This is a genomic window from Actinoplanes sp. NPDC026670, assembly GCF_040638175.1.
Classification (GTDB): domain Bacteria; phylum Actinomycetota; class Actinomycetes; order Mycobacteriales; family Micromonosporaceae; genus Actinoplanes.
Genome location: NZ_JBEZXU010000003.1, coordinates 241,889 through 266,839, shown reverse-complemented (window position 1 = coordinate 266,839; position 24,951 = coordinate 241,889). Strand labels below are relative to the sequence as shown.

27 protein-coding genes, 1 tRNA gene and 1 pseudogene are annotated in these 24,951 nt (G+C 68.6%); 17 read left to right on the top strand and 12 right to left on the bottom strand.

Annotated features, from left to right (window positions below; genetic code table 11):
- Window positions 1-102 precede the first annotated feature (102 nt).
- A complete protein-coding gene (locus tag AB0E94_RS04825; RefSeq protein ID WP_360322621.1) occupies window positions 103-912 on the top strand; it encodes a 1,4-dihydroxy-6-naphthoate synthase in 810 nt (269 codons plus the stop codon).
- Between the two features lie 18 nt (window positions 913-930).
- Here the strand turns inward: AB0E94_RS04825 and AB0E94_RS04820 are convergent, their stop codons facing one another.
- The 3 genes from AB0E94_RS04820 to AB0E94_RS04810 are packed head-to-tail and all read right to left on the bottom strand — an operon-like array spanning window position 931 to window position 2,184.
- Window positions 931-1,317 carry a cold-shock protein gene (locus tag AB0E94_RS04820; protein WP_360322619.1) on the bottom strand — a complete coding sequence of 129 codons (387 nt, stop codon included), beginning with the start codon at window positions 1,315-1,317 and terminating at the stop codon, window positions 931-933.
- Between the two features lie 46 nt (window positions 1,318-1,363).
- Complete coding sequence (locus tag AB0E94_RS04815; RefSeq protein ID WP_360322616.1) at window positions 1,364-1,990, bottom strand: HAD family hydrolase; 627 nt, start codon at window positions 1,988-1,990, stop codon at window positions 1,364-1,366.
- The gene (locus AB0E94_RS04810; protein WP_360322613.1) at window positions 1,987-2,184 is read right to left on the bottom strand and encodes a hypothetical protein; all 198 of its coding nucleotides are present in this window, start codon (window positions 2,182-2,184) and stop codon (window positions 1,987-1,989) included. The genes AB0E94_RS04815 and AB0E94_RS04810 overlap by 4 nt, the downstream gene beginning before the upstream one ends.
- A 78-nt stretch (window positions 2,185-2,262) precedes the next feature.
- Between AB0E94_RS04810 and AB0E94_RS04805 the strand changes: the two genes are divergently transcribed.
- The 3 genes from AB0E94_RS04805 (at window position 2,263) to AB0E94_RS04795 (ending at window position 7,070) form a co-directional block, all read left to right on the top strand.
- The gene (locus tag AB0E94_RS04805; RefSeq protein ID WP_360322610.1) at window positions 2,263-4,629 is read left to right on the top strand and encodes a helicase-associated domain-containing protein; all 2,367 of its coding nucleotides are present in this window, start codon (window positions 2,263-2,265) and stop codon (window positions 4,627-4,629) included.
- Window positions 4,630-4,929: 300 nt separating this feature from the next.
- The gene (locus AB0E94_RS04800) at window positions 4,930-6,591 is read left to right on the top strand and encodes a DNA repair helicase XPB (protein WP_360322607.1); all 1,662 of its coding nucleotides are present in this window, start codon (window positions 4,930-4,932) and stop codon (window positions 6,589-6,591) included.
- 17 nt (window positions 6,592-6,608) lie between these two features.
- Complete coding sequence (locus AB0E94_RS04795; protein WP_360322604.1) at window positions 6,609-7,070, top strand: YcxB family protein; 462 nt, start codon at window positions 6,609-6,611, stop codon at window positions 7,068-7,070.
- A 26-nt stretch (window positions 7,071-7,096) separates the two neighbouring features.
- On the opposite strand, the gene AB0E94_RS04790 is transcribed toward AB0E94_RS04795, so the two are convergent.
- The 5 genes from AB0E94_RS04790 to AB0E94_RS04770 are packed head-to-tail and all read right to left on the bottom strand — an operon-like array spanning window position 7,097 to window position 11,631.
- Window positions 7,097-7,795, bottom strand: coding sequence for a GntR family transcriptional regulator (locus AB0E94_RS04790; RefSeq protein WP_360322753.1), 699 nt, complete (start codon window positions 7,793-7,795; stop codon window positions 7,097-7,099).
- Window positions 7,796-7,797: 2 nt separating this feature from the next.
- A complete protein-coding gene (gene trpA / locus AB0E94_RS04785) occupies window positions 7,798-8,565 on the bottom strand; it encodes a tryptophan synthase subunit alpha (protein WP_360322601.1) in 768 nt (255 codons plus the stop codon).
- Entirely contained in the window at window positions 8,562-9,758 is a 1,197-nt protein-coding gene (trpB, locus tag AB0E94_RS04780) for a tryptophan synthase subunit beta (protein ID WP_360322598.1), read from the bottom strand. The genes trpA and trpB overlap by 4 nt, the downstream gene beginning before the upstream one ends.
- 57 nt (window positions 9,759-9,815) lie before the next feature.
- Complete coding sequence (gene ligD / locus AB0E94_RS04775) at window positions 9,816-10,724, bottom strand: non-homologous end-joining DNA ligase (RefSeq protein ID WP_360322595.1); 909 nt, start codon at window positions 10,722-10,724, stop codon at window positions 9,816-9,818.
- Window positions 10,714-11,631 (bottom strand): DNA ligase, encoded by a 918-nt coding sequence (locus tag AB0E94_RS04770; protein ID WP_360322751.1) that lies wholly within the window; start codon window positions 11,629-11,631, stop codon window positions 10,714-10,716. The genes ligD and AB0E94_RS04770 overlap by 11 nt, the downstream gene beginning before the upstream one ends.
- A gap of 87 nt (window positions 11,632-11,718) precedes the next feature.
- Here AB0E94_RS04770 and AB0E94_RS04765 point away from each other — a divergent pair, with 87 nt between their 5' ends.
- The 3 genes from AB0E94_RS04765 to AB0E94_RS04755 are packed head-to-tail and all read left to right on the top strand — an operon-like array spanning window position 11,719 to window position 14,461.
- Window positions 11,719-12,609 (top strand): Ku protein, encoded by an 891-nt coding sequence (locus AB0E94_RS04765; RefSeq protein WP_360322592.1) that lies wholly within the window; start codon window positions 11,719-11,721, stop codon window positions 12,607-12,609.
- A 13-nt stretch (window positions 12,610-12,622) separates the two neighbouring features.
- Window positions 12,623-13,111, top strand: a complete 489-nt coding sequence (locus AB0E94_RS04760) for an NUDIX domain-containing protein (protein ID WP_360322589.1) — start codon at window positions 12,623-12,625, stop codon at window positions 13,109-13,111.
- A 54-nt stretch (window positions 13,112-13,165) separates the two neighbouring features.
- Window positions 13,166-14,461, top strand: coding sequence for an MFS transporter (locus tag AB0E94_RS04755; protein WP_360322586.1), 1,296 nt, complete (start codon window positions 13,166-13,168; stop codon window positions 14,459-14,461).
- A 10-nt stretch (window positions 14,462-14,471) separates the two neighbouring features.
- On the opposite strand, the gene AB0E94_RS04750 is transcribed toward AB0E94_RS04755, so the two are convergent.
- Window positions 14,472-14,930 (bottom strand): DUF2231 domain-containing protein, encoded by a 459-nt coding sequence (locus AB0E94_RS04750; RefSeq protein WP_360322583.1) that lies wholly within the window; start codon window positions 14,928-14,930, stop codon window positions 14,472-14,474.
- A gap of 409 nt (window positions 14,931-15,339) precedes the next feature.
- Between AB0E94_RS04750 and AB0E94_RS04745 the strand changes: the two genes are divergently transcribed.
- From AB0E94_RS04745 to AB0E94_RS04715, 7 genes are all read left to right on the top strand, one after another.
- Entirely contained in the window at window positions 15,340-15,777 is a 438-nt protein-coding gene (locus AB0E94_RS04745; protein ID WP_360322580.1) for a DUF6232 family protein, read from the top strand.
- Window positions 15,778-15,968: 191 nt separating this feature from the next.
- On the top strand, window positions 15,969-16,865 hold the full coding sequence (locus tag AB0E94_RS04740) for a helix-turn-helix transcriptional regulator (RefSeq protein ID WP_360322577.1): 897 nt from the start codon (window positions 15,969-15,971) through the stop codon (window positions 16,863-16,865).
- Window positions 16,866-16,896: 31 nt separating this feature from the next.
- A complete protein-coding gene (locus AB0E94_RS04735; RefSeq protein WP_317788999.1) occupies window positions 16,897-17,091 on the top strand; it encodes a DUF397 domain-containing protein in 195 nt (64 codons plus the stop codon).
- 212 nt (window positions 17,092-17,303) lie between these two features.
- Window positions 17,304-17,501, top strand: a complete 198-nt coding sequence (locus AB0E94_RS04730; RefSeq protein ID WP_360322574.1) for a DUF397 domain-containing protein — start codon at window positions 17,304-17,306, stop codon at window positions 17,499-17,501.
- A gap of 59 nt (window positions 17,502-17,560) precedes the next feature.
- Window positions 17,561-18,082, top strand: coding sequence for a DUF6226 family protein (locus AB0E94_RS04725; RefSeq protein WP_360322571.1), 522 nt, complete (start codon window positions 17,561-17,563; stop codon window positions 18,080-18,082).
- A gap of 126 nt (window positions 18,083-18,208) precedes the next feature.
- Window positions 18,209-19,387 (top strand): MFS transporter, encoded by a 1,179-nt coding sequence (locus tag AB0E94_RS04720; RefSeq protein WP_360322568.1) that lies wholly within the window; start codon window positions 18,209-18,211, stop codon window positions 19,385-19,387.
- 74 nt (window positions 19,388-19,461) lie between these two features.
- Window positions 19,462-20,178: an LPXTG cell wall anchor domain-containing protein gene (locus AB0E94_RS04715; protein ID WP_360322565.1), complete on the top strand. Its 717-nt coding sequence runs from the start codon at window positions 19,462-19,464 to the stop codon at window positions 20,176-20,178.
- Between the two features lie 57 nt (window positions 20,179-20,235).
- Here AB0E94_RS04715 and AB0E94_RS04710 read toward each other — a convergent pair.
- Window positions 20,236-20,309, bottom strand: a tRNA-Thr gene (locus AB0E94_RS04710).
- Window positions 20,310-20,366: 57 nt separating this feature from the next.
- On the opposite strand from AB0E94_RS04710, the gene AB0E94_RS04705 reads away from it, so the two are divergent.
- Window positions 20,367-22,076 carry a metallophosphoesterase gene (locus tag AB0E94_RS04705; protein ID WP_360322562.1) on the top strand — a complete coding sequence of 570 codons (1,710 nt, stop codon included), beginning with the start codon at window positions 20,367-20,369 and terminating at the stop codon, window positions 22,074-22,076.
- On the opposite strand, the gene AB0E94_RS04700 is transcribed toward AB0E94_RS04705, so the two are convergent.
- Window positions 22,063-22,554: a hypothetical protein gene (locus tag AB0E94_RS04700; protein ID WP_360322559.1), complete on the bottom strand. Its 492-nt coding sequence runs from the start codon at window positions 22,552-22,554 to the stop codon at window positions 22,063-22,065. The genes AB0E94_RS04705 and AB0E94_RS04700 overlap by 14 nt on opposite strands.
- 63 nt (window positions 22,555-22,617) lie before the next feature.
- Here AB0E94_RS04700 and AB0E94_RS04695 point away from each other — a divergent pair, with 63 nt between their 5' ends.
- Window positions 22,618-23,046 (top strand): MarR family transcriptional regulator, encoded by a 429-nt coding sequence (locus tag AB0E94_RS04695; protein ID WP_360322556.1) that lies wholly within the window; start codon window positions 22,618-22,620, stop codon window positions 23,044-23,046.
- 10 nt (window positions 23,047-23,056) lie between these two features.
- On the opposite strand, the pseudogene AB0E94_RS04690 reads toward AB0E94_RS04695, so the two are convergent.
- Window positions 23,057-23,266 (bottom strand): annotated as a pseudogene (locus AB0E94_RS04690) (regulatory iron-sulfur-containing complex subunit RicT); the annotation flags it as partial.
- A gap of 41 nt (window positions 23,267-23,307) precedes the next feature.
- On the opposite strand from AB0E94_RS04690, the gene AB0E94_RS04685 reads away from it, so the two are divergent.
- Window positions 23,308-24,939: a recombinase family protein gene (locus AB0E94_RS04685; protein ID WP_360322552.1), complete on the top strand. Its 1,632-nt coding sequence runs from the start codon at window positions 23,308-23,310 to the stop codon at window positions 24,937-24,939.
- Window positions 24,940-24,951: the final 12 nt, after the last annotated feature.

Genomic DNA, 24,951 nt, shown 5'->3' with positions numbered 1-24,951 from the left:
TCGATCACTTGATCCAACAAAGCGGAGTGTAGGAAGGATCACACCTTCAGGGCCAGAGGGAGACGTGAATATTTTCCCTGAGAGACGGACTAGCGTGAGAGCGTGGCGCTTTCTCTCGCTGTCTCGCCGTGCCCCAACGACACCTTCGTCTTCCACGCGCTAGTGCACGGTCTCGTCCCCGGCGCCCCGCCGATCGACCTGACCTTCGCCGACGTCGACGTCACCAACATGGCCGCCCTCGACGGAGCGTTCGACCTGGTCAAGGTCAGTTATGCGGCGCTGCCCTGGCTGCTCGGCGACTACGAGTTGCTGCACTGCGGCGGGGCGCTCGGCCGGGGCTGCGGCCCGCTCGTGCTGACCAACGGCCGCTCCGACCTCGACGGCGCGACAGTCGCCGTCCCCGGTGACCGCACCACGGCGTACCTTCTGTTCCGCCTGTGGGCCGCCGACCAGCGCCCGGCCCGTATCGAGGTGGTCCCGTTCCACCAGATCATGCCCGGGGTCGCCGACGGCCGCTTCGACGCCGGCCTGGTCATCCACGAGGCCCGGTTCACCTACCAGCGATACGGTTTGACCGCCCTGGTCGACCTCGGCGAGTGGTGGGAGAGCGACACCGGCCTGCCGATCCCGCTCGGCGCCATCCTGGCCAAGCGCGGCGCCGTCGACCCGGCCGAGGCGACCGGCTGGATCCGCGAATCCCTGCGGTACGGCTGGCGCGATCCGTCCGCCAGCCACGACTTCATCCTCGCCAACGCGCAGGAGATGGAGCCGGCCGTGGTCCGGCAGCACATCGAGCTCTACGTCAACGAATTCACCCTGGACCTGGGCAAAGACGGACTCGCCGCCGCCGACGCCCTGCTCGGGCGCGCGGCGGCGGCGGGTCTCACGCCTGCTGTGCCGTCGTTTCTCTGATACCTAGAACTCTGATCCCTAGATCTCGAACTCGCGGGCGACCGCGTGCACCAGCTGCGCGATCTTCAGCGAGGTCTTCTTGTCCGGGTAGCGACCCCGCTGCAACGACGGCTGCACCGAGCTCTCCAGGACCTTGATCATGTCTTCGATCATGCTGGCCAGCTCGTCCGCCGGGCGGCGGCGCAACTCGGCCAGGGACGGCGGGGCGTCCAGGAGCTTCACACCCATGGCCTGCGAGCCCTTCCGGCTGTCGACGACGCCGAACTCGATCCGCTGACCGGTTTTCAGTTCCGTGACCCCCGCCGGCAGCGCACCCTTGGGAAGGAACACGTCTCCGCCCTCATCACTGGTGACGAAACCGAACCCCTTCGTAGCGTCGTACCACTTCACTCGACCCGTGGGCACCGCTGACCTCAACTTCACTCAATGGACACAACCGCTCACGCCAAGGCTATCTAGCGTAGGGCTCCGGCCCAACTGCAATCTCACTGAGTAACGTCGGGAACACGGTCAGATCGGACAAGACGTACGAGGCGCCGGCCGCCCGCAACTCGGACTCCGAGCACGGACCGGTGGTCACGCCGACACCCGGGACACCCGCGGTCCGGGCTGCCACCATGTCCGCGACGTGATCACCCACATACCACCGCACACCGTGCTCCACCAGCGCGGACGCCTTGCCCTCGGCGAACAGGCCACCGGCCAGTTCGTCGGCCCGCAGGCCCAGGTGATCGAGGTGCAGACCGGCCAGCCGGCCGAGTTTCGAGGTCACCACCACGACCCGCAGACCTGCTGCCCGGACCGCGTCGAGAGCCTCGGCAGCACCGGGCGTGGGCAGGCTGGGCGCGATCGCGAACTCCGGATAGAGCCCCCGATAGGTGGTGACCGCCGCCTCGACCTCGTCCTCCGGGAACCAGTGCCGCAACTCGGTCCGCAACGGCGGGCCGAGCCGCGACACCGCGAGATCCGCGTCGACGAAGACCCCGGTCCGGGCGGTGAGCTCCTGATATGCCGCCCGGATCCCCGGACGGGAATCGATCAGCGTCATGTCCAGGTCGAAACCGACCGCGGGCGTCACTGAGAGCGGCGCGCCTTGTAGGTGATGCTCTCCACCGGAAGGGGGAATGTCTGGTCGTCACCGAAAGGGGACGGAGCAGCGGCGCGGTCCGAGATGAGCTCGGAGACGTGCATCTGGCCCTTCATGTCCACACCACGCGGCCCGGAGTGCTCGGTAGCCGGCACCGCGCCGGTCGCCGTCTTGGGCTTCGCCACTTTCGGTCCTCCTCAGATAGAGGTCCGGCCACGCCCGGACCCACCACCATCGTCCCATGAACGTTAGCGTTGAAGACGATGGCCACCACATTCGCCGATCAACTCCGGTCGCTGCCCGACGAGGCTCTGGGCGCGCTCATACAACTGCGCCCTGATCTCGTCATCCCGGTGCCGGCTGACATCTCGGCCCTCGCCGTACGCGCACAGTCCCGCAACTCGGTCGCCCGCTGTCTGGACGGCCTCGACGAGTTCACCCTCGCCGTACTCGACGCGGCCCGCCTCACCCGGGCCGCCGACACCGCTCTGACCTCGGTCGCCGCCATTCTCGAACTGACCACCGGCGTTCCGGAGGACGAGGCCCGGCTGGCGATCGACAGGCTCCGGGTCCGGTTCCTGCTGCACGGGCCGGAGGACGGGCTGCAGATCGTCGGCGCCGTCGACGAGGTCACCTCGCCGTACCCGGCCGGGCTCGGCCGCCCCGCCGACTTCCTCGACCCGCAGGCCGCCGCCCTGGTCACCGACCGCGCCAAGCTGCGCCGCACGGTGCTCGCCGCGCCACCCGGCGCCCGCGCGGTGCTCGACCGCCTCGCCGCCGGCCCGCCGATCGGGGCGCTCACCCGCGACGCCGTCGCCGAACCGGTCCGCTGGCTCGTCGACCAGCACGTGCTGGTCCCGGTCTCGGAGTCCGGCCGGGCCCCGCGCCCGGACGGCGAGCTCGTCGAGTTGCCCCGCGAGATCGGCATGCTGCTGCGCCGCGACACCGGCCCGCTCGGCGTGCTGCGCCCGGCCGCGCCCACGCCCGACGGCCCGGCCCGCAACCCGCAGGCCGCCGACTCGGCCGGCGCCGGGCAGACCATGGAGGCGGTCCGGGCCACCGAGGCGATCCTGGAATCGCTCGCCACCGAGCCGGCGCCCGTGCTGCGCGCCGGCGGGCTCGGCGTCCGCGACCTCAAACGCGTCGCCAAGGCGGCCGGCGTCGACGAGGCCGGGGCCGCGCTGCTCGTCGAGATCAGCTACGCGGCCGGCCTGCTCGGCGAGTCCGAGAACGGGCAGAACCAAGACAACTTCCTTCCCACCGGGGCGTACGACCTGTGGCGCGCCACCGGAATCGCACACCGCTGGGCCGCCCTGGCCCGGGCCTGGCTCACCATGACCAGGCAGCCCGGACTCGTCGGCCGCCGCGACGAACGGGACCGGCCGATCAACGCCCTCGCCCCCGACGCCGAACGGGCCGGAGCGCCCCAGGCCCGCCGGGAGGCGCTCGTCGCCCTGGCCGAGCTCGACCCGGGCGCCGCGCCGGTGCCCGACGACCTGCTCGCGCTGCTCACCTGGCAGGCGCCACGACGGGCCCGGGGCCGGGAGACGGCACACCGGGACGCGTTCGCCGGGGCGGCCCTGCTCGGCATCACCGGGTTGGGGGCGCTCACGTCGTACGCCCGCCTGCTCCTGACCGACAACGGACCGGATGACGGTGACCCGCTCGGAGTGCATCCGGAGGATGCCCACGCCGACGCCGTGCGTGCCCTCGACCAGCTGCTGCCCGCGCCGGTCGACCACATCCTGGTCCAGGCCGACCTCACCGTGATCGTGCCCGGACCGCCCGAACCGGACCTCGCCACCGAACTCGACGTGCTCGCCGAACCCGAATCAGCAGGCGGCGCCAGCGTCTTCCGGGTCACCCCGGCCAGCGTGCGACGCGCCTTGGACGTCGGCTACCAGGCCGCCGACCTGCACGCGCTGTTCCGCCGCCGGTCCCGCACCCCGGTGCCGCAGACCCTGACCTACCTGATCGACGACGCGGCACGGCGGCACGGCGGCCTGCGCAGCGGCTCGGCCGGCTCCTACCTGCGCAGCGACGACGAGGCACTGCTGGCCGAAGTGATCGCCGACCGGCGGCTCAGCACCCTCGACCTGCGGCAGATCGCGCCGACCGTGCTGGTCAGCCCACGCCCGGTCGCGAGACTGCTCGGGGCGCTACGCGAGTACGGGTACGCCCCGGTCGCCGAGGACGCCGGCGGCGCCACGGTGCTGACCAGGCCGAAGGCTCGGCGGGCACCCTCACGCACCCCGCGGGTCGCCGAGCCGTCGAGCCCGGTACTGATCGGCCCGCGTCTGGCCGGCGTCGTCGAGCAGCTCCGTCGAGGAGACATCGCCACCAGGGCCGCCAGGCGTGCGCCGGTCACCGTCCGGGCCGCCCACGGCCAGGCGATCCCCGGCCTGACCGCGGTCCAGCAGCACACCCAGGCGATGGCGGTGCTACAGCAGGCGGTCCGCGACAAGGCCCGGGTGTGGGTCGGTTACGTCGACTCGCACGGCGCAACCCTGTCCCGCCTGGTCCGCCCGGTGTCACTGTCCGCCGGTTACCTACGCGCCGAGGACGAACGAGGCGAGAGCCTGCACACCTTCGCCCTGCATCGAATCACGGCGGCGGTGACCGAGGAATAGTCCCTGACCTAGTAGCTTGCCGTCGAGGAAGCCTTAAGGGAGGCCGGTATGGCGAACCTGATCGCCGAGACGCTGATCAGGCAATCGCCTCTCACCGTGGCCAAGCGTGCGGCCTTCGATGGGCTGGACGAGCTCGGAGCGCTGGCCGCTGAGGGGTAGGGCTATTGCCGGGTCGTGCGCCCCCGATTTACAGCGCACGACCCGGCCGTAAGTACCGACGCGCGAGCGGGGCGAAAGGTTGTAAACGAATTTCGTGGCACACTTGAGGGTCGTCTTTTTCGGCCTTCGGAGGGTGTACGCGTGAGTGGCGGACCACTGATCGTGCAGTCGGACAAGACTCTGCTTCTGGAGGTGGATCACCCGGATGCCCAAGCCTGCCGGATGGCGATCGCGCCGTTCGCTGAGCTGGAGCGGTCACCTGAGCATGTGCACACCTACCGGCTGACGCCGCTCGGATTGTGGAACTCGCGGGCCGCCGGCCATGACGCGGAGAGCGTCGTCGACGCGCTGATCAAATTCTCTCGCTATCCGGTGCCGCACGCGCTGCTGGTGGACGTCGCCGAGACGATGGACCGCTACGGGCGGCTGCAGCTGCTGAACGATCCGGTGCACGGGCTGGTGCTGCGCGGTCTCGACAAGATCGTGCTGATCGAGGTGGCGAAGTCGAAGAAGCTGGCCGGCATGCTCGGTGCGCGCCTCGACGACGAGACCATCGCAGTGCACGGTTCAGAGCGCGGCCGGCTCAAGCAGGCGCTGCTCAAGCTGGGCTGGCCGGCCGAGGACCTGGCCGGTTACGTCGATGGTGAAGCGCACGAGATCGGCCTCGCTGAGGACGGGTGGACGCTCCGGTCGTACCAGCAAGAGGCGGTTGACGGTTTTTGGGCGGGTGGTTCCGGGGTTGTCGTGCTGCCGTGCGGGGCGGGTAAGACGCTCGTCGGCGCGGCGGCGATGGCGACCGCCAAGGCGACCACGTTGATCCTGGTCACCAACACGGTCGCGGGCCGGCAGTGGAAACGGGAACTGCTGGCCCGGACCACGCTGACCGAGGACGAGATCGGGGAGTACAGCGGCGAGCGCAAGGAGATCCGGCCGGTCACCATCGCGACGTACCAGGTGCTGACGTCGCGGCGTGGGGGCGCGTTCACGCATCTGGATCTGTTCGGCGCCCGTGACTGGGGTCTGGTCATCTACGACGAGGTGCACCTGCTGCCGGCGCCGATCTTCCGGTTCACCGCGGACCTGCAGGCCCGTCGGCGGCTCGGCCTGACCGCGACCCTGGTCCGGGAGGACGGCCGGGAGGGTGACGTCTTCTCACTGATCGGGCCGAAACGTTACGACGCCCCGTGGAAGGACATCGAGGCTCAGGGCTGGATCGCGCCGGCCGAGTGCGTCGAGGTCCGGGTCACCCTGACCGATGCGGAGCGCATGTCGTACGCGGTGACCGAGGCCGAGGAACGCTATCGGGTGGCGGCGACCGCGCGTACCAAACTGCCCGTCGTGAAGGCCCTGGTGGAGCGCCATCCCGGTGAGCAGGTGCTGGTGATCGGCGGTTTCCTGGACCAGTTGCACGAGCTGGGCGAGTTCCTGGACGCGCCGATCGTGCAGGGTTCCACGACGAACAAGGAGCGGGAGCGCCTGTTCGACGCGTTCCGCGACGGTTCGATCCGGACTCTGGTGCTGTCGAAGGTCGGCAACTTCTCGATCGACCTGCCGGAGGCGGCGGTGGCGATCCAGGTGTCCGGCACATTCGGTTCGCGGCAGGAGGAGGCGCAGCGTCTGGGCCGGGTGCTGCGGCCGAAAGGCGACGGACGGCAGGCGCATTTCTACACGGTGGTCTCCCGCGACACGATCGACACCGAGTATGCGGCGCATCGTCAGAGATTCCTGGCCGAGCAGGGGTACGCCTACAAGATCATCGATGCTGACGACGTCCTCGGCCCACCCCTGCCCAAGATCGACTGAGTGACATACTCCCCTGCATGAATATCGCGGGGGACCATCACTTCACCTATCGAACGTTTCGGCGTATCGGCATCGAGGCCTTCCCCAAGCGGCGCCTACTCCAAGGAATAGGCGCCGCCGGTCTGGTCCTGGTCCTGGTGACCGGCGTCGACAGGGACAACCTGATTCCCCTGTTCGGCTCCGCCTTCTGCCTGGTCTTCCCCGAGCTGGTCGCGCTGGCCCTCTGGTACCCCCAGCGGAAACAGGCCGCTCAGACAACGCATTACACGCTCGACGACGACGGCATCCGGGTCCGCACGGCCACCAGCGACGTGCACCTGACCTGGGCCGGCGTGACAGGGGTCAAGTCGCAACCGCAGGCCTGGCTGCTCCGGCACGGTGCGACCCAGTTGGCGGTCCCCCGGGCGGCTTTCCGTCCGGAGGACCGGGTCACGATCGACGCCTTCCTTGCCGCCCACCCGGCAGTGGCCACGAAATAGCTCGAGAAAGGTGACTGCGGGGGCGATCAGGGCTGCCGGTCGGTGATTGCTCCCCATTGGACTGACAGGCGGGTGGCGGCCCGCTCGGCCCGGATCTCCATCAGATCGCCGAGGATCACCGCCCGGTCGACGACCACCACCTGCTCGTCCATGGCATAGGTGGTGCGCTCGCTGACGAACACCGCCTCACCGGCCGGCCGCCGCAGATGTCCGGCGACCGGTTCGGTGAGCAGTCCCGGCACGATCCGCTCGGAGGCCCGCACGATGGTCACCCCGGCCTCGGCCAGCGCCACGTAGAGCGACACCCGCCGGAAGTCCTCGCCGGCGATCGCGGCCGCCCAGGGCGCCGGGACCGACGACGTCTGGTGGATCACCGGCCGGTCGCCGAGCAACCGCACCCGTTCCAGGCGAAGGCCGTTGTCCAACCCGACCGACACCACCTCGGTGGTCACCCGGTGGCCCTGTTCGCGCAGGTCCTCGACGAAGCTGCGCAGCGTGTCGACCCGGTAGGCGGCCTGCACCGGCGCGACGAAGGTCCCCCGCCCGGCCTGCTGGACGATCAGACCCTCGTCGCGCAACTCCTGCAACGCCTGCCGCAGGGTCATCAGGGTGACCCCGTAGCTGGCGCTGAGCTCCCGCTGAGCCGGCAGCGCGTCACCCGGCCGGTACTGCCCCGCCCGGATCCGGTCGGCGAGGTCGGTGGCGATGCGCCGGTATGCGGGAATTTTCACGGAACACAGTCTGGCCCATCCTCGTCGAGTGCCCGGCGGAACCCGGCCAGCACCGCGCCGAGCTCGGCCGGGGTGCCGCCGTCGAGGATGCGCCGCATCAGCGCGGCCCCGATCACGACACCGTCGGCGGACTGCGCCGCGGTCACCGCCTCGGGGTGGCTGGCGATTCCGAAGGCGAGCAGGACCGGTAGTTCGGTGAGTGTCCGCAGCTCGGCGGCGAGGCGCCCACCCGATGCGGCGAACGCCGAGCCGGTGGTGCCCATCGTCGAGACCGCGTAGACGAACCCGCGGGACGCCGCCGCGATCTCGGCGAGCCGCCCGGAAGGTGTGGTCGGCGCGGCCAGCAGGGTCAGGTCGATTCCGGCGGCCGCTGCGGCGGCGGCGAGCCCGGCGGACTCGTCGACCGGTACGTCCGGAACGATCAGCCCACCGATCCCGGCGGCGGCCAGGTCCCGGCAGAACGTCGCGGCGTCCCGGTGCGCCACGAGGTTGTAGTAGGTCATCGCGATCAACGGGACACCGACGTCGATCCCGGTGACGTCGTCGAGGATGCTCCGGACCGTCACGCCACGGCGCAGGGCGGTGTCGGAGGCCTCCTGAATCGTCGGCCCGTCCAGGATCGGGTCGGAGAAGGGCAGCCCGATCTCGATCGCGTCGGCACCGTTGCGGGCGTATTCGTGCAGGTAGTCGGTCCAGTCCGGCCGGATCCCACCGGTGACGTAGGGCACCAGCAACGGCCGTCCGGTGCGCAGCAGGGTGGTCATGACGCCGCCATCAGGGTCGCCATGTCCTTGTCGCCGCGCCCGGAGAGCGTCACCAGCACCGTCGACCACGGCGGGAGTTCGCCCGACTCGGCGGCCCGGATCACCCACGCGATGGCATGGGCGGATTCAAGGGCGGGAAGAATTCCTTCGGTACGGGCGAGCCGGTGCACAGCCGGGACGATCTCCTCGTCGCGAACCGTGACATACCGCGCCCGCCCACTGTCCTTGAGGTGGGCGTGCTCCGGTCCTATGCCCGGGTAGTCGAGTCCGGCCGCGATCGAGTGCGCCTCGGTGACCTGCCCGTTCTCGTCCTGCATCAGGTAGGACCGGAACCCGTGGAGCACACCGATCTGCCCGAACGCGATAGCCGCCCCACCTTCGGCCTCGACCCCGACGAGCCGGGCCGGGGTGTCGACGAATCCGGCGAACGTGCCGGCCGCGTTGGATCCGCCGCCGATGCAGGCGACCACGTAGTCGGGCACCCCGGTGCTGAGTTCGGCCGCGCACTGCTGCCGGGACTCGTCACCGACGACTCGTTGAAATTCCCGGACCATCCATGGGTACGGGTGCGGCCCCATCACCGATCCGAGGCAGTAGTGGGCTTCGTCCACACAGGTCACCCACTGTCGCAGCGCCTCACTCGTGGAGTCCTTGAGGGTGCGGGTGCCACTGGTGACCGGGACGACCTCGGCGCCGAGCATCTTCATCCGGAACACGTTGAGGGCCTGCCGCTCGATGTCGACCTCACCCATGTAGACGGTGGCGTCGAGGCCGAGCAGCGCGGCGGCGGTGGCGGTGGCGACCCCGTGCTGTCCGGCACCGGTCTCGGCGAGGAGCCGGGTCTTGCCCATCCGCTTGGCGAGCAGCGCCTGCCCCAGCACATTATTGATCTTGTGGGAGCCGGTGTGCGCCAGATCCTCGCGCTTGAGCAGCACGTTCACGCCCAGCTCCTCGGACAGCCGCCAGGCCGGCGTGAGGGCGGTGGGCCGTCCGGCGTGCACGGCGAGCAGCCGGTCGAGGTCGCGGCGGAACCGCGGGTCGGCCCAGGCCTCACGGAACGCCTCCTCCAGCGCGGCACACGCCGGAATCAGCGACTCGGGCACGTAGCGCCCGCCGTACTCCCCGAACCGGCCGATCGAGCCGGGGTCGCTCATGACGCTGGCGGCCGGTCGCGGCAGCGCGATCTCGGTCATGACACACCTCCACTGTTCTAGAACTGAGTTCTAGAACAGTTATACACCCCTGCGGCGCTACGAGGGAACCACCGGCCCCGGCGTCAGGAGACCGGCGAGCAGATCACCGTGGGCGTCGATCCGGGACAGGACCTCGTCGGGACCGAACTGGCGGGCCGGCATCTCCCCGGTGGCCATGGCGACCACCTCGTCCCAGGTCAGCGGCGTCGAAGCAGTGGGCGACGAGCCGGCTCGCAGGGAATACGGCGTGACCGTGGTCTTGGCCGCCACGTTCTGACTCCAGTCGATGAAGACCTTTCCGGGCCGCAGCTGCTTGGCCATCTTCGCGGTGATCGAACCGGGCACCATGGCGGCCAGCTCCTCGGCGACCGCATGGGCGAACCCGGCGACCACGTCGGCCGGCTGCGTTCCCGAGATCGGGCAGCACAGTTGCATGCCCTTCTTGCCGGAGGTCTTCGGGTAGGCGGCGATCCCCGAGTCGGCCAGCCGGTCACGCATCAGCACCGCCACCGCACAGCACTCCCGCAGGCCGGCCGGCGCGCCCGGATCGAGGTCGACGACCAGCAGATCCGGGTCGGCGCCGACCCGCCACTGCGGGGTGTGCAGCTCGATCGCCGCCAGGTTGGCCAGCCAGACGAGCGTGGCCAGCTCGTCGACGACCACGAAGTCGATGGTCTCCCGGCTCCTGGTGGAACCGGGCACCGGCAGCCTCTCCAGGCGGACCCAGTCCGGCGTACCGCCAGGCTTGTTCTTCTCGAAGAAATGCGCCTCGTCGACGCCGTTGGGGTAGCGGATCCGGGTGACCACCCGGCCCCGCAGGTGCGGCAGCAGGATCGGCGCGATCCGCGTGTAGTAGTCGATCACTTCGCCCTTGGTGAATCCGGCGGCCGGATACAGGACCTTGTCCAGGTTGGAGAGTTCGAGGTCACGGCCCTCGATGGTCACCGGGATCCGGTCACGGGGCATCGTCGGCACACTCCGATGGCTTCTTGTCGTCACGTAGCCGCAGGAAACGGGGGAACCGCAGACGACGGTCGGGTGTCTGGTTGCCGTAGCGGATCTCGGCGACCAACTCCGGCCGTACCCAATGTGCTCCTTTGGAATCCTCGCGCGGCACCGCGCCGGGAGCGAACGGCGAATCCGGTGTGGCGAGCGGCGCCAGCCGCGAGAGCAGGTCGCGCTCGGCCGCCGCGCCGATGCCACCGCCGACCCGGCCCCGGAAGGCCAGGCCGTCCGCGGTCGGCACACCGATCAGGAGGCCGCCGAGTTTGCGCGCGCCGGGCCGCCAGCCGCCGATGACGTAGTCGCCGGTCTGATCAAATTTGATCTTTACCCAGTCCGGTGAGCGGAGTCCGGGCAGGTAGACCGAGTCGGAACGCTTGGCCATCACGCCTTCGAGCCGATTCTCGCGGGCGGCCGCCTCGGTGGCCGGCCCGTCGCCGAACGACGGCGGCACCATCCAGTGCGGCCCGGCCAGGTCGAGCTCCTCCAGGCGCTCGCGCCGGGCCAGGTAGGGCAGGCCGGTGTAGTCCATGCCGTCGAGGTAGAGCAGGTCGAAGATCAGGTAGCTGACCGGGAGCGTGGCCGCCAGCCGGGCCGCCTTGTTCTTGTCACGGACGTGCATCCGCTCGGCCAGCGCCGTGAACGAGGGCCGCCCGTCCGCGTCGAAGACCACCATCTCGCCGTCCAGGAGCGTGCCCTCGGGCAGATGCAGGTCGGCGATCTCCGGATAGGCGGCGGTGACCAGCGCGCCGGAGCGGGCGTAGAGGGCGGGCGGCCCGTCACCGAAGAGCGCCAGGACGCGAACCCCGTCCCACTTGAACTCGAAGCTCCAGTCCGGGCCCACCGGCAACCCGCCCGCGGTCGCGAGCATCGGGGTGAGCGGTGATCCGGCCACCCGATCACCATAAGCAGAAGCATTCACCTTACGCAGGCGTCCCAGTGATGCCATTCTGAGGACATGCGAGCGATCTGGAAGGGCGCTGTCTCATTCGGTCTGGTGTCGATCGCCGTCAAGCTCTACTCGGCGACCGAGGAGAAGGACATCCGCTTCCACCAGGTGCATCGCACCGACGGTGGCCGGATCAAATACCAGCGCACCTGCTCGGTGGACGGCGAGGCGGTCAGCTTCGACGACATCGCCAAGGGTTATGACATCGGCGGCGGTGAAATGGTGATCTTGACTGATGAGGATTTCGCCGATCTCCCGCTGAGCACCTCGCGCGCCATCGACGTGCTCGAATTCGTACCCGCTGAGCAGATCGACCCGATTCTTTTCGCGAAGGCCTACTATCTGGAACCCGAGGGCCAGGCCGCGAAACCCTACGTGCTCCTGCGTGACGCGCTGCGGGATGCCGAGCGGGTGGCCATCGTCAAGATCGCGATCCGGCAGCGTGAACAGCTCGCCACCCTCCGGGTCCGCGACGACGTGCTGGTCCTCAACACGATGATGTGGCCGGACGAGGTCCGTACCCCCGAATTCGGTTTCCTCGACGACGACATCGAGACCCGCCCGGCCGAGCTCGCGATGGCCGCCTCCCTGATCGATTCGATGGCCGGCAGCTTCAAGCCCGACGAGTTCACCGACAACTACCGGGCCGCGTTGCAGGAGGTCATCGATGCCAAGATCGAGGGACGCGAAGTGGTCCAGCCGGAAGAGGCCGAGGAGGCGCCGGCCGCGGCCATCGACCTGATGGCGGCCCTGAAGGCCTCCGTCGAAAGAGCCAAACAAGCCCGCGGCGAGGGTACGGACGAAGCGCCCCCACCAGCGAAGAAGGCGTCCAGGGCGCCCCGGGCCGCAGCGCCGAGGAAAACGACCACTCCGCGGAAGGCCGCCAAGAAGTCGGCGTGACTAATCTTCTCCTATGGGAGTTGCATGGGCGGAGTCCTACCTCGGCAGGGTGCGCGCGAGTATCGGCGACACCGACACGATCTTCTTCGTCGGCGCCCGCACCGTGGTGTTCGACGAGCAGGGCCGGCTGCTGCTGATCCAGCGGTCCGACAACCACCGCTGGGCGATCCCGGCCGGCGCCATGGAGCTCGGCGAGAGCATGGAGGAGTGCGCCGTCCGCGAGCTGTGGGAGGAGACCGGCCTACGCGCCACGTCCCTGACGCCGTACGTCTTCCACACCGCCCACACCTACACCAATGAGTACGCGCACACGTACCAGCAGGTGCTCATGACGTTCGTGGTGCACTCGTGGGAGGGCGAGCTGCTCCGGCAGACCGACGAGAGTGTGGACGCCGGTTTCTTCCCGCTGGACGCGTTGCCCGTCCAGCATTCGTTCATCATCGACGAGGCGCTCGCCGACCTGGCCAGCTTCCGCGAGACCGGCGTGCTCATCATGAAGTAAGGGTGTCCTAAATCGCGGTGCGGAGTGCCGTCCACTGGGGCAGGATGGCCCTTCGTGACCTCGAAGCGCCGCCTGAGCCTGGACCTGTCCCCGTTACGCACCTCCCGGGACTTCCGGCTCGTCTTCATCGCCGGGCTCGTCACGGCGTTCGGGTCGTTCATCAGTTACGTCACCATCCCGTACCAGGTGGCGAAGCTGACCGACGACCCGCTGATGGTCGGCCTGATCGGCGTCTGCGAACTGTTGCCGCTGATCTTCATGTCGTTCGTCGGCGGGGCGCTGGCCGACTACATCGACAGGCGTCTGCTGGTCTGGGGCAGCGAGGCCGCGCTCGCGGTGATCTGCGGCATCCTGCTGGTCAACTCACTCTCCGACGAGCCGCATCTGTGGCTGCTCTACGTGGCCGCGTTCCTGACCGCCGCGGTCGCCGGCCTGCAACGCCCGGCCCTCCAGGCGATGGTCCCCCGGCTGGTGAAGCCGGAGGAGCTGCCGGCCACCATGTCGCTCCAGTCGCTCAGCATGCAGTTCGCCCAGCTCGCCGGCATGCCGCTGGCCGGCATCCTGCTCGCCACCTTCGACCTGGCCTGGGTGTACGCGTTCGACCTGCTGACCTTCGCCGTCTCGCTGGTCTGCCTGTTCCTGGTCAAGGCGGTCCCGCCGCCGGTGGCCGCCGACCGCCCGTCGGTGAAGAGCGTGGTCATCGGCCTGAAGTACGCCAAGTCCCGCCCCGAGCTGCTCGGCACCTACCTGGTCGACATCAACGCGATGTTCTTCGGCATGCCGGCCGCCCTGTACCCGTTCCTGGCCGAGGACCTCGGCGGCCCGAAGGTGCTGGGCCTGCTCTACGCCGCGCCGGCGATCGGCTCGCTGCTGGCCACGATCGGCTCCGGCTGGACCGCCCGGGTGCACCGGCACGGTCTGATGGTGCTGATCGCGGCGGCGCTGTGGGGTGTCGGCATCATCGGTGTTGGCCTCTCCGACACCCTGTGGCTCACCCTGTTCTGCCTGGCCTTCGCGGGTGCGGCCGACATGGTGTCCGGCCTGTTCCGCATGATCATCTGGAACCAGACCATCCCCGACCACCTGCGCGGGCGTCTGGCCGGGATCGAGATGCTGTCGTACACCACGGGTCCGCTGCTCGGTCAGCTCCGGGCCGGCGCGATGGCCCGGACCGGGCTGGGTGTGGCCGGCGCCATCTGGGTGGGCGGGGTGCTCTGTGTGGCGGGCAGCTTGGCCCTGGCCGCGGCCCTGCCGAAGTTCCTCCGTTACGACGGCGAACACGGCATGGCCCTGAAGAAGGCGGCCGACGACGAGTGGAACGCCACCGCCGCCTCCCGCACCGACCGCTAGGTGACGCCGTTCAGTAGTTGCGGTTTCCCACGGCGGCCCGAGCGAACGCCGGTGGGCGCCCGTTGGCGATCTCGCCACCGAACCAGGCACCGAACCCGGCCAGCGCGAGGGCCAGCAACTCGACGGCGAACAGCCCGCCGCCGATGACCCGGTCTGCGGCCTGCACCCGGAGCATCGCGATGACCGCGAAGACCACCAGCACACCCACGTTGATCAGGCTGCGCAGCGCGCCGAGCCGGCGGTCCTGCGAGCGGCGCGCGAACATCACGTCGGCGGCGCTCGCCACGGTGGCGAGTGCTCCACCGACCAGGCCGGCCACGATGTTCCAGTAGGCGAGGGCACCGAGGATGTTAGGCCCACCCAACAAATCCGCCATATCGAACATTACGGCCATCGCGAACAGCCCCAACGGGAACATCACCAGAATCGGCTGCACCGCCTGACCGGCGACGCTCAATCGGCTCTCCATTCGGTTTCGCCCTTCCTACCTGCACAAACGCAGGTTCGTAATGGCATCCGAGCTTGGCCTACCCGGTCGCTTCCGGAAGCAAACACGTAGGCGTCCGCCGATGGACCGCATAGTCGAACGTCGCACAGCTTGTACGCAATCTGCAACATGGCAGATTGAGTGATGGCGGACTGCGGGGTGGCGTGCTTCACTTCTTACAGGGCAACAAGGGCGGAGTTGGAGGGAGAGACAAGCAACGGCACCCGGCGGCAAACGGGTGCCGTTGTCTGCCTCTGAGGCTCACTCCTCAGCGGCAGGGTTCCCAGCGACTGCGCTCGTTGCGACTCGAGCGAGGCGGGAATGGGTCTCTCGCGCCAATGGTGGCTCCACTCCTTCCCTTCTCGCAAGAATCCGTGAAGAGGAGTTCGCCATGCGCACACGGATCTACTATCGCGGGCCGGACGCCCTGGTGTCCGACGATCGGTTCGTCTGGCACCCCACCACCACGCCGTTGATCTTCACCATTCCGGACCTTCGTAACGTCGGCCTCGTTCAGGCGCCGGCCCGGGTCCGGCCCTACGCTCCCGCCTTCGCCGCGGTGGCCATCGCCATGGCGGCCGCCGGCTGGATCCTGCTACCGGATCCGGCGGTCTACGTTCTCGTCTTCCTCGCCCTGGCCATACCCGGAGTAGCCATGATGTGGCGCGAACCCGGTCGCTGGGAGTTGCACGCGCAGTACCGCGGAACCGCCGTGGTGCTCTATTCGTCCGCCGACCCGCGAGTCTTCAATCAGGTGAGCAGAGCACTACGGCGCGCCATGGAGGATCGTCGCCGAACCTCCTGGGGTTACGGACTGGCAGCCGCCTGACCTGGGAATTCGTGAAGACCTCTCGGGTGAGATTGCGAATTGATCAAAACCGCACCTTGCACCTGTCGTTCTGATAGGACAGTAATAGGATGTCCGCGACCTCGCTGGTTGCCACCTGGCAGTCAGCGAGGTGGCTTAACGAAGCTTAGTCGTTACTGGGCGTCACCAAACACTTCGACGATGAAGGACTCATGACCGAGGGTGACTCGCCGACGATCGCGCGCCGGCGCGTACGTCTCGCGCTCCGTGAAGCGCGCGAGCGAGCCGGACTCACCCAAAATCAGGTCGCCGAGGCGATGGAGTGGTCCCACAGCAAGGTCATCCGGATCGAGAACGGGGATGTCAGCATCTCCCAGAACGATCTGCGGCCACTGCTTGCACTTCTCGGCGTGAAGGACAAGACGGTCGTCTCCGATCTGGTCGCCGCCGCACGCATCTCCCGGACCCGCCAGCAGGCGTGGTATCAGGCCGCGGAATTCCGCGACACCCTCACCGATGGCATGCGTAAACTGATCGAGTACGAGAGCGAAGCCTCGGAGATTCGTTCGTACTCGATTTATTACATCCCGGGTCACCTACAGACGCCCGCCTACGCGGAAGCGCTGATGTCCCGGTTCGAGGACGAGCTCACCGAGGAAAAGCGTACGAGGCGCATCGAGGCGAGGAACAAACGTCGCGAGGTCCTGGAGACCCGGCCCGTGACCTTCCTGCTGATGGTGGACGAGTCGGTGCTACGCCGCACGATCGGCGGGCCGGAAGTCTTCGCGGAGCAGCTCCGTCACCTGAAGCAGAACGCCGAGAACGGTTACGTCCGCATCCGGATGGTGCCGTTCTCCCTCGATGCGTCACTGACCAACAATGCCAGCTTCGACCTGCTCCAGCTGGGTCAGGGCGAGGTGCTCTACCGGGAAACCGGTCTTAATGACGAAATGATCGAAGACCGGGAGGCGATCGCGAAACATCGCGCTCGTTACGACCGGGTCTGGCGTGAAGCCGCCGGTGAGGAAGACACGATCCAATTCATCGAACGGCAGATCAAAGAACTGGAACGCGGGAATACAGGTACCGCGTCGCCAGAGAAGACATAAACCACCGAGAAACATTTCCGAGAGGTCCCCGATGGAAGAGATGAACGTGCCCGCTTGGCGGAAGAGCAGCCGCTGCGGAACGTCGACGTGTGTCGAGGTCGCGAAGGTCGAAGACCAGTACCTGATCCGCGACTCGAAGAACCCCGAGGCCCCTGCTCTGAGCTTCACGCAGGCTGAGTGGGACGCCTTCGTGGAGGGTGTGGCCGCGGGCGAGTTCCGCTTCTGAAGTCGTTCGGTCGCGCCCGCTCTGACCGCAGGAGAAATCAGAGCGGGCCGGTCCAAAAAATTCACAAACCAGATTAATAGTAATAAATTGGCGGCGCATAACTCCCATTGATGGAGGAAAGCGTCGTTTTTCATTTTCACTCATGTGACCTTCCGCAGAGTAACGAGTCCCTCGCTTAACGTGGATTCCGAACCGTCACGGAGGTGCACAAAATGATCAAACCGACGGAAGAGCCCCGTTGGCGCCGAAGCGGTCGATGTTCCCACGGCGCCTGCGTCGAGGTGGCGAGGACGGCGGACCGGTTCCTGGTCCGCGACTCGAAGAACCCCGGCACGCTCCCGCTCAGCTTCGCCGAGGAGCAGTGGGACGCGTTCGTGGCAGGAGTCAAGGCGGGAACCTTCGGTTTCTGATGACTCACCTTCCTCCAGTGGAACCCGGCGCCGCGGGCCGAGCGCGGCATACTGCATTGGTGGACGGCAAACCGGGTGCCACCGAGACCGACCGCTTCGCCACTCTGCACGAGGCGGCCGAAATCCTGCTGGACGAACTCTCCGAGCGTTACCTGGTGGAGCGCCGGGAGAGCAAGGAACCGCTCGGGCTCGACGACGCGCTCGTGCGGACCGTCCGGCTCATCCCCCGCATGCCGACCGCCGCTCCTCTGGCGGTCCACTTCACCGAGCCCGGGCTGGCGCTCCGGCTCGGCCGATGGTGGGCGGAGTCACTTCCGGCATGCGCCTGCGAGACCTGCGACGAGGATCCGAAAGTCCTGGCCGACCGGCTGCGCATCCACACCGACGCGCTCATCGAGGGCGGGCTGTGGGAACGCGTACGCCGTGGACTGAGTGGGTCCTGGTTCGAGACCAGGCTGATCGGCACGGGCGTCAAATCCGACCGGGAGGGGCCGCTGTCCGCGGCCGGGGCCCGGGACGCCCGCCGCGGTGGTTTCGCCGCGGCGATCCAGTGGGCGCCCTGGCAGCGTCGTTCCCTCTAACCGCCACCATCTGAGGGGCGGGTGGCCGAGCCGGCCACCCGCCCCTCACCATGAACTCGGATTTCTCGATACCGTGAGCAGAGAAAACGCTCTCACGTTATCTAACACGTTACACGGAGTCATCGTTTGAGTACGGTTGAGACAGCCGACCTGCGGGCCACGACCCGATCGGTCTACATCACCTTCATCTTCCTCGGCGTAGCCATGGCCAGCTTCGCCGCCCGGATCCCGCAGATCCGCGACCACCTCGGGCTCACCCCGTCCGGGATCGGTCTCGTGCTGCTCGCCATCGCCGCCGGGTCGATCACCTCGCTGCCGCTGGCCGGGCACCTGGTCCACCGGTTCGGTTCCCGCACCATGGTCGGCACGATGGCCGTGCTGCTCGGCACGGCGCTGGCCGGCGCCGCCATCGGCTACCAGTACGGCGTGGTCCCGGTGGTCATCGCGCTCTACGTCTACGGCTTCTCCACAGGCGCCTGGGACGTCGCCATGAACGTGCAGGCCGCCGTGGTGGAACGCCGTCTCGGGCGCTCGATCATGTCCCGGTTCCACGCCGGCTACAGCGTCGGCACCGTCGCCGGCGCCCTGGCCGGAGCAGGCGCGGTCAAGGCCGGGCTCCCGGTCACCCAGCACGTGATCATCGCGTGCGTCCTGGTGGTGATCGCGGTGGTGATCGCGGTCCGCGGGTTCATCCCCGACGAGACCACCCCCGAGGACGGGGCCGGGAAGTCGGGCGGCGCCCTGGCCGCCTGGCGGGAACCCCGCACCCTGCTGATCGGCCTGTTCGTGCTGGCGTTCGCGCTGACCGAGGGCGCCGGCATCGACTGGATCAACATCGCGCTCATCGACGACCACGGCACCGACGCCTCCACCGGCACCCTCGGCTTCGCGGTGTTCCTGGCCGCGATGACCGTCGGCCGCTGGTTCGGGCCCAACCTGCTGGACCGCTACGGGCGGGTGCCGGTGCTCCGGCTGCTCGCCGTCACCGGCCTGGCCGGGCTGCTCATCTTCGTCTTCGGCCCGCACCCGGCGATCGCCTTCGGCGGGGCCCTGCTCTGGGGACTGGGCGCCTCACTCGGCTTCCCGGTCGGCATGAGCGCGGCCGCCGACGAACCCGCGAAGGCCCCGGCCCGGGTCGGTGTGGTGGCGTCGATCGGGTACTGCGCGTTCCTCGGCGGGCCGCCCCTGATCGGCTTCCTCGGCGACCACTTCACGGTCTCCCGTGGCCTGCTCGCGGTGGCGATGCTGCTGGTGCTGTCACTCGCGCTCACCCCGGCGCTGCGCGAGCCGGCCGGAGCCCGGTAGGCACTCCCTCTAGGGATCAAGCCTATTGACGGTAGTATCTGCGGGCTTTGGCTTCAACGGGGAGGAAGACACACATGCGAAGGAAGATCACCGCTGGCGCCGTACTGACGCTGGCTCTTTTGATTCCGGCGGCGCCGGCGGTGGCTCAGGCCGCCGCACCGGGGCTTGACGCGTCCTGCCAGACGGTCGAGCGCAAGGTCTTCACGGACATCCGGACGCTCATCACCATCGACCTGGACACCGCCGACGCGGGACAGGTTCGGGTTCTGGCCTACCGGATCCTGGACGCGGTGAAGGCCGACTCGCTGGCCTTTCTGCCCGGCCTGATCGAGGAGAAGCTGGGCGCCCCTGAGGCGGACCTGCGGGCATTCCTCAAAAAGGACGTGGTGACGACCTGGATGCATTCCCTGCGGGTCGCGGTGGGCAACACGATGCAGAATGCCGGCACCAACGTGCGTGCGGCCGCGAACAAGACGCTCGACGACGGGGGCTACGACGCGCTGCTGGCCTACCTGAACGAGGGTCTGTACGCCGCGCGTGAGCTCGACTGCAAGGCGACGTCGCCCTCGCCGTCACCGAGCGTCACGCCCAGCGCCACCCCGACCGCCACCGCTTCGGCCACTCCGGGCACCACGCCCGACGGCGAGGACGAGGGTGACGGCGAGGGCGGCGGGCTGCCGGTGACCGGTTCCAACACCGGGATCGTGGTCGGCGTCGGTGGCGCGCTCCTGGTGCTGGGTGCCGGTGGTTACCTGGTCGGCCGTCGGCGCCGCGCCCGCTTCGAGGCGTAGCCGACGGAACCCCGGCAATAGAAGAACCCCAGGTCGCTGACCTGGGGTTTCTCTTTGAGCCGCCTGACGGAATCGAACCGTCGACCTACGCATTACGAGTGCGTCGCTCTAGCCGACTGAGCTAAGGCGGCAACGATTGCCAAGTGTACTGCATAGACGGACACGCCCTCACCGGGGAGGATCGTTCGGTGACCACCGTTCCCCGACAGCGTCTCGCCGAGTCCGAAAACAGCGTGCCGAATCGGCCTCGGAGCCTTGATCCGCAGGAACTCGGGTTCACCCGGAAGGGCCCGATCGGCTGGCTCGCGCCGCTGCTGCTGCTCAGCACCGGGCTGCGGACGCTGTTGCACATCTTCTTCGGGGCCTACCTGGACAAGCGGGAACTCCAGAACGCGCTCGACGGGGACGTCTTCGACCACTCCGCCACCGCCACCGGCGAACTGTGGCTCGACTACGTGGCCGACCTCGGAGACGGGTTCGACGCCACCTACTCGGTGGCCTACCTGCTGGCGCAGGAGGAACTGGAGGTCGACGGCGAACGGCTGCCCCGCGGACGGCTGCTGCTGATGGGCGGCGACCAGGTGTATCCGCTGGCCAGCGGGGACGGCTACGAGAACCGGATGAAGGGGCCGTACCGCGCGGCCCTGCCCGAGGCCCCGGCCGGCGCGCCGCGGCCCACCCTGTTCGCCCTGCCCGGCAACCACGACTGGTACGACGGGCTGACCGCGTTCCTGCGACTGTTCGCGCGGCGCAAGGACGGGCACATCGGCGGGTGGCGGACCGAGCAGCGGCGGTCGTACTTCGCGGTCAAACTGCCCGCGAACTGGTGGCTGTTCGCGGTGGACGAGCAGTTCGGCGCGTACATCGACGACCCGCAGCTGCTCTACTTCGAGCGGGCCGCCGAGCACGTCGGGCCGGAGGACCGGGTCATCCTGATGACGCCGTCACCGACGTGGGTCAAGGCACGGCAGGATCCGGACGCGTACGACGCCGTCGACTACTTCATCCGGACCATCCTCGCGCCCACCCAGGCCCAGGTCCGGGTACTGGTCTCCGGGGATCTGCACCACTACGCGCGCTACTCCGGCGAGGACCGGGAGCTGATCACCTGCGGTGGCGGTGGGGCATACACGCTCGGCACGCAGAACCTGCCGGACCATCTGATGGTGCCGCCGAAGGAGACGCTGGCCCGCAGTAAGAGCCGCAGCCGACGGTACGAGCGGAAGGCGACCTTCCCGGATCCGAAGGCGTCGTGGCGGCTGGGACTGGGCGTCTTCCACCGGGTGCCGCATCGCAACGCCGGATTCGCCACGATGCTCGGCATCATCCACACCCTGACCATGCTGGCCATGGCCGGCGCGGTCAGCCAGGGCGGCAACATCCAGCGGCTGTTCAGCATCCCGCTGGTTCTGATGCTGTTCCTGATCATGGCGGGGACGGTGTTGTTCGCGAAGCCGGACGGGCACGCACGCCATTGGGTCCTCGGTGCGGCGCACGGCCTGAGTCAGATCGGGCTCGCGGTCGGCGGCACCTGGGTGTGGGAGCAGTTCCCGTTCCGCAACTGGCAGTGGCCGGGCCCGCTGGCCGTCGCCGCGATCGGCTACGGACCACTGATCGCCATCGTCTCGACCCAGCTCCTGGCGCTGTATCTGCTGATCGCTGCACGTTTCGACGTCAACCTCAACGAGTTGTACGCCGGACAGGGCATCGAGCACGCGAAGAGTTTCCTGCGCCTGCACATCAGCGCCGACGGCAACCTGACCGTCCACCCGCTGGGCGTTCAGCGGATCTGCAAGGACTGGGCGGCCGACCCGGACGGCGATCCGCACGCCTCGTGGCTACGGCCACAGACGCCGCTCACCGTGCACCGGATCGAGCCACCGATCACTGTCGCCTGAATCCGACGATCAGGGCGTGACCGATCCCGATCATCCACAGCATGGTGCAGGCGATGATCGTCGGGTTCTTCAGCGCGACCAGCCAGGCCGTCACGAGATCCCGCGACGGCTCCGGCACGACGGTGGCGATCAACGCGTTGGGCAGGACGTCGAAGATCAGGAACGCGACGGCGAGCAGCGCCCACTGGCCCCAGAACGCGACCGGGTCTGCGTCGATGCCGGCTTTCAGCCGGGCCCAGGCGGTGGCGGCGCCGAGCCCGGTGGAGGAGATCATGAGGCGTACGGCCACGACCACCAGCAGCACGCGGGCGACAGCGACCAGCACTTCCGTGGTGACGGAGACGGCCGGCGGCGGGTCCCAGCGGACCACAGCGAACCGCTGCACTGTCGGGATCAGGGACAGACCGAAGACGAGTGTGAAGTGGTGGAGATAGAAGCCACCGGCCCAGGTGGCGGCGGCATGAGCGAGCTCTTTCATGGCAACCTCCATTTACTCCACTACGATGGACTATCCATATGCATGAAGTAAAGAGGGTGCGCCATGGCACGTGACTACGGCTGGGAACTGAGCACCGCGATCGTGCTCTTCCATGAGGCGGTCGCACGCCGGCTCGGGCTCAACGCGGCCGAGCACAAGGCGCTGGGTGCCATCCTGCGCAGCGGCCCGATGCCGATCGGCGCGCTGGCGCCCGAGCTCGGGGTGGGGGTCACCGCGCTGACCGGGATCGTCGACCGGCTCGAGCGGGCGGGGTATGTACTACGCCGCCCCGATCCGTCCGATCGGCGGCGCACCCTGCTCGTGGCCAACCCGGACAAGACTCCGGACCTCGGCGGCATCTTCGCCGACCTGGGGCAGGCGATGGCCGAGTTCCAGAGCCGCTACGACGAGCACGAGATGGCGGTCATCACCGACTACCTCGACAACACCATCCGGGTGCTGCGCGACCAGGTCACCCGGCTCGCGTCCTAGGTGACCTCGGCTAACCCGCGTTGTACCGCTCGTCGTGCGACTGCCGGGGGCCACACACCGATGCCCGCGAGCAGGAGCACCGGGAACCGTCGGCATCCATCCGGACCACCACCGAGTCCTTCGGGACACTGTGCGCCACGACCCGGCCGTCACCCTCCGGAGTCGTCACACGCGTGCCGATGGCCGGCGCCGACGCCTGAAACGCCTGGTAGAGAGGATGCCCTCACTTTGCGAGAAGCAGTTCTAACGTAGCATAGACCCATGACGCCGCCACAGATCAAGTCTCTTGCCCGTCGTCGTGCGATGCAGATGCGGAACACTGGCACGGACGCTGCCGCCCAGCCTCGCGCCATCATCTACCTGCGGATGAGCCTCGACAAGAGCGGCGAGGGTGCAGGTCTGGAGCGGCAAGAGCAGGCGTGCCGGGCGCTCGCGCTGGCCCGTGGCTGGGACGTGGTCGCCGTGATCGACGACACGATCTCGGCGACGGACTGGCGGCTCGACGACCGGCCCGGGTGGCAGCGGGTGGTCAAGACCATTGAGGCCGGCGAAGCCGATCTCGTGGTGGCCTGGCACCTGGACCGCGTGACCCGCTCGATGAAGGACCTGGAAGTCCTGATCGAGATGGCGATCGAGCGCAACATCGGCCTGGCGACCGCGACCGGCGACATCGACCTGACCACCGACGTGGGCCGGATGGTCGCGCGCATTCTGGCTGCGGTGGCGACGGCCGAGGGCGAGCGCAAGGCGGCCCGGCAGATCCTGGCGTCCGACCAGCGCATCGCCAAGGGCAAGCCGAACTGGATCAGGGTGCCGTTCGGCTTCAACAAGGACGGCTCGCACAACGAGGAGCAGGCCGCCGCGATCAAGAAGGCGTACCAGGATGTCGCCGCCGGCAAGACGCTGTCGGCGGTCGCGCGGGAGTGGAACGAGGCCGGCTTCCGGACCAGCGCGCCGTCGCAGGAGGAGACCCGGCCGCGTCAGCCTCGCCGCCGAGCGTACGACCCGACCGGACAGTGGAGCATCGTCGCCCTACGCTTCCTGCTGAGGCAGCCGCGCAACATGGGAATGATCACGCTCTATGGCGAGGTGATGGGGCCGGCGGCCTGGGAGCCCATCATCGACGAGGCGACGTGGCGGAAGGTGGACCAGATGCTGGCCGATCGGGAGCGCCCCGACTGGGTGGGCGGCAAGCTGGCGAACCTGCTGTCGGCCATCGCGCACTGCGGAGTGTGCGGCGGCCCGGTCCGGGCGACGAAGAAGAAGGGCGAGCCGTTTTACATGTGCGCCGGGGTGGCCCGGGAGCCGGAGCTGGGTCGCGGCCACACGCAGCTCCCGATCGACTACGCGGACGGCCAGGTGGTGCACCGGCTGATCTCGCAGATGAAGCTGCTGGGTCGGGTGTCGTTCCGGCCGATGCCGAGCACTGCCGACCTCCAGCCGTTGCGTGACCGGGAGACGCAGCTCGAGGGCGCGATCAAGGAGTTGGTCGAGGACCGGTCGTTGGGCTTGATCACCAGGCTCGAGCTGCACGAGGGCACGACCAAGGCGCGCAAGGAGTTGGAGGCGATCCAGCGGGAGATCGCCAAGGCGGCCGGGCGCGGGCCGGCGAAGGTCGTCGACATCGAGGCCGCGTACGAGGAGTTCGAGGCGCTGGACCTGGGCGAACAGCGGAGCACCTTGCTCGACGCGTTCAGCATCATCAGGTTCGTGCAGCGCGGGAAGGGTCGGCCGAGGGCCGGCGAGGCGGTGTGGCGGGCGGAACACCTGATGACGGAGTTCACGCCCGCCTGGACACCGGTCTTAGGGGTGGAGCAGGATGCCGACCGCGATGCCGCCGGCAGCGGCTCCGATCAGAGCGAGGATGGCGACCGCGACCAGGGCGGCGCGTAGCGCTACCCGGAC

Bases quoted from the DNA above. Each gene is read 5' to 3' on its own strand.
- AB0E94_RS04805 (WP_360322610.1), top strand. From the start codon at position 2,263: ATGGCCACCACATTCGCCGATCAACTCCGGTCGCTGCCCGACGAGGCT.
- AB0E94_RS04795 (WP_360322604.1), top strand. From the start codon at position 6,609: ATGAATATCGCGGGGGACCATCACTTCACCTATCGAACGTTTCGGCGT.
- trpA (WP_360322601.1), bottom strand. From the start codon at position 8,565: ATGACCACCCTGCTGCGCACCGGACGGCCGTTGCTGGTGCCCTACGTC.
- trpB (WP_360322598.1), bottom strand. From the start codon at position 9,758: ATGACCGAGATCGCGCTGCCGCGACCGGCCGCCAGCGTCATGAGCGAC.
- ligD (WP_360322595.1), bottom strand. From the start codon at position 10,724: ATGCCCCGTGACCGGATCCCGGTGACCATCGAGGGCCGTGACCTCGAA.
- AB0E94_RS04770 (WP_360322751.1), bottom strand. From the start codon at position 11,631: ATGCTCGCGACCGCGGGCGGGTTGCCGGTGGGCCCGGACTGGAGCTTC.
- AB0E94_RS04765 (WP_360322592.1), top strand. From the start codon at position 11,719: ATGCGAGCGATCTGGAAGGGCGCTGTCTCATTCGGTCTGGTGTCGATC.
- AB0E94_RS04760 (WP_360322589.1), top strand. From the start codon at position 12,623: ATGGGAGTTGCATGGGCGGAGTCCTACCTCGGCAGGGTGCGCGCGAGT.
- AB0E94_RS04750 (WP_360322583.1), bottom strand. From the start codon at position 14,930: ATGGAGAGCCGATTGAGCGTCGCCGGTCAGGCGGTGCAGCCGATTCTG.
- AB0E94_RS04745 (WP_360322580.1), top strand. From the start codon at position 15,340: ATGCGCACACGGATCTACTATCGCGGGCCGGACGCCCTGGTGTCCGAC.
- AB0E94_RS04740 (WP_360322577.1), top strand. From the start codon at position 15,969: ATGACCGAGGGTGACTCGCCGACGATCGCGCGCCGGCGCGTACGTCTC.
- AB0E94_RS04735 (WP_317788999.1), top strand. From the start codon at position 16,897: ATGGAAGAGATGAACGTGCCCGCTTGGCGGAAGAGCAGCCGCTGCGGA.
- AB0E94_RS04730 (WP_360322574.1), top strand. From the start codon at position 17,304: ATGATCAAACCGACGGAAGAGCCCCGTTGGCGCCGAAGCGGTCGATGT.
- AB0E94_RS04715 (WP_360322565.1), top strand. From the start codon at position 19,462: ATGCGAAGGAAGATCACCGCTGGCGCCGTACTGACGCTGGCTCTTTTG.
- AB0E94_RS04700 (WP_360322559.1), bottom strand. From the start codon at position 22,554: ATGAAAGAGCTCGCTCATGCCGCCGCCACCTGGGCCGGTGGCTTCTAT.
- AB0E94_RS04695 (WP_360322556.1), top strand. From the start codon at position 22,618: ATGGCACGTGACTACGGCTGGGAACTGAGCACCGCGATCGTGCTCTTC.
- AB0E94_RS04685 (WP_360322552.1), top strand. From the start codon at position 23,308: ATGACGCCGCCACAGATCAAGTCTCTTGCCCGTCGTCGTGCGATGCAG.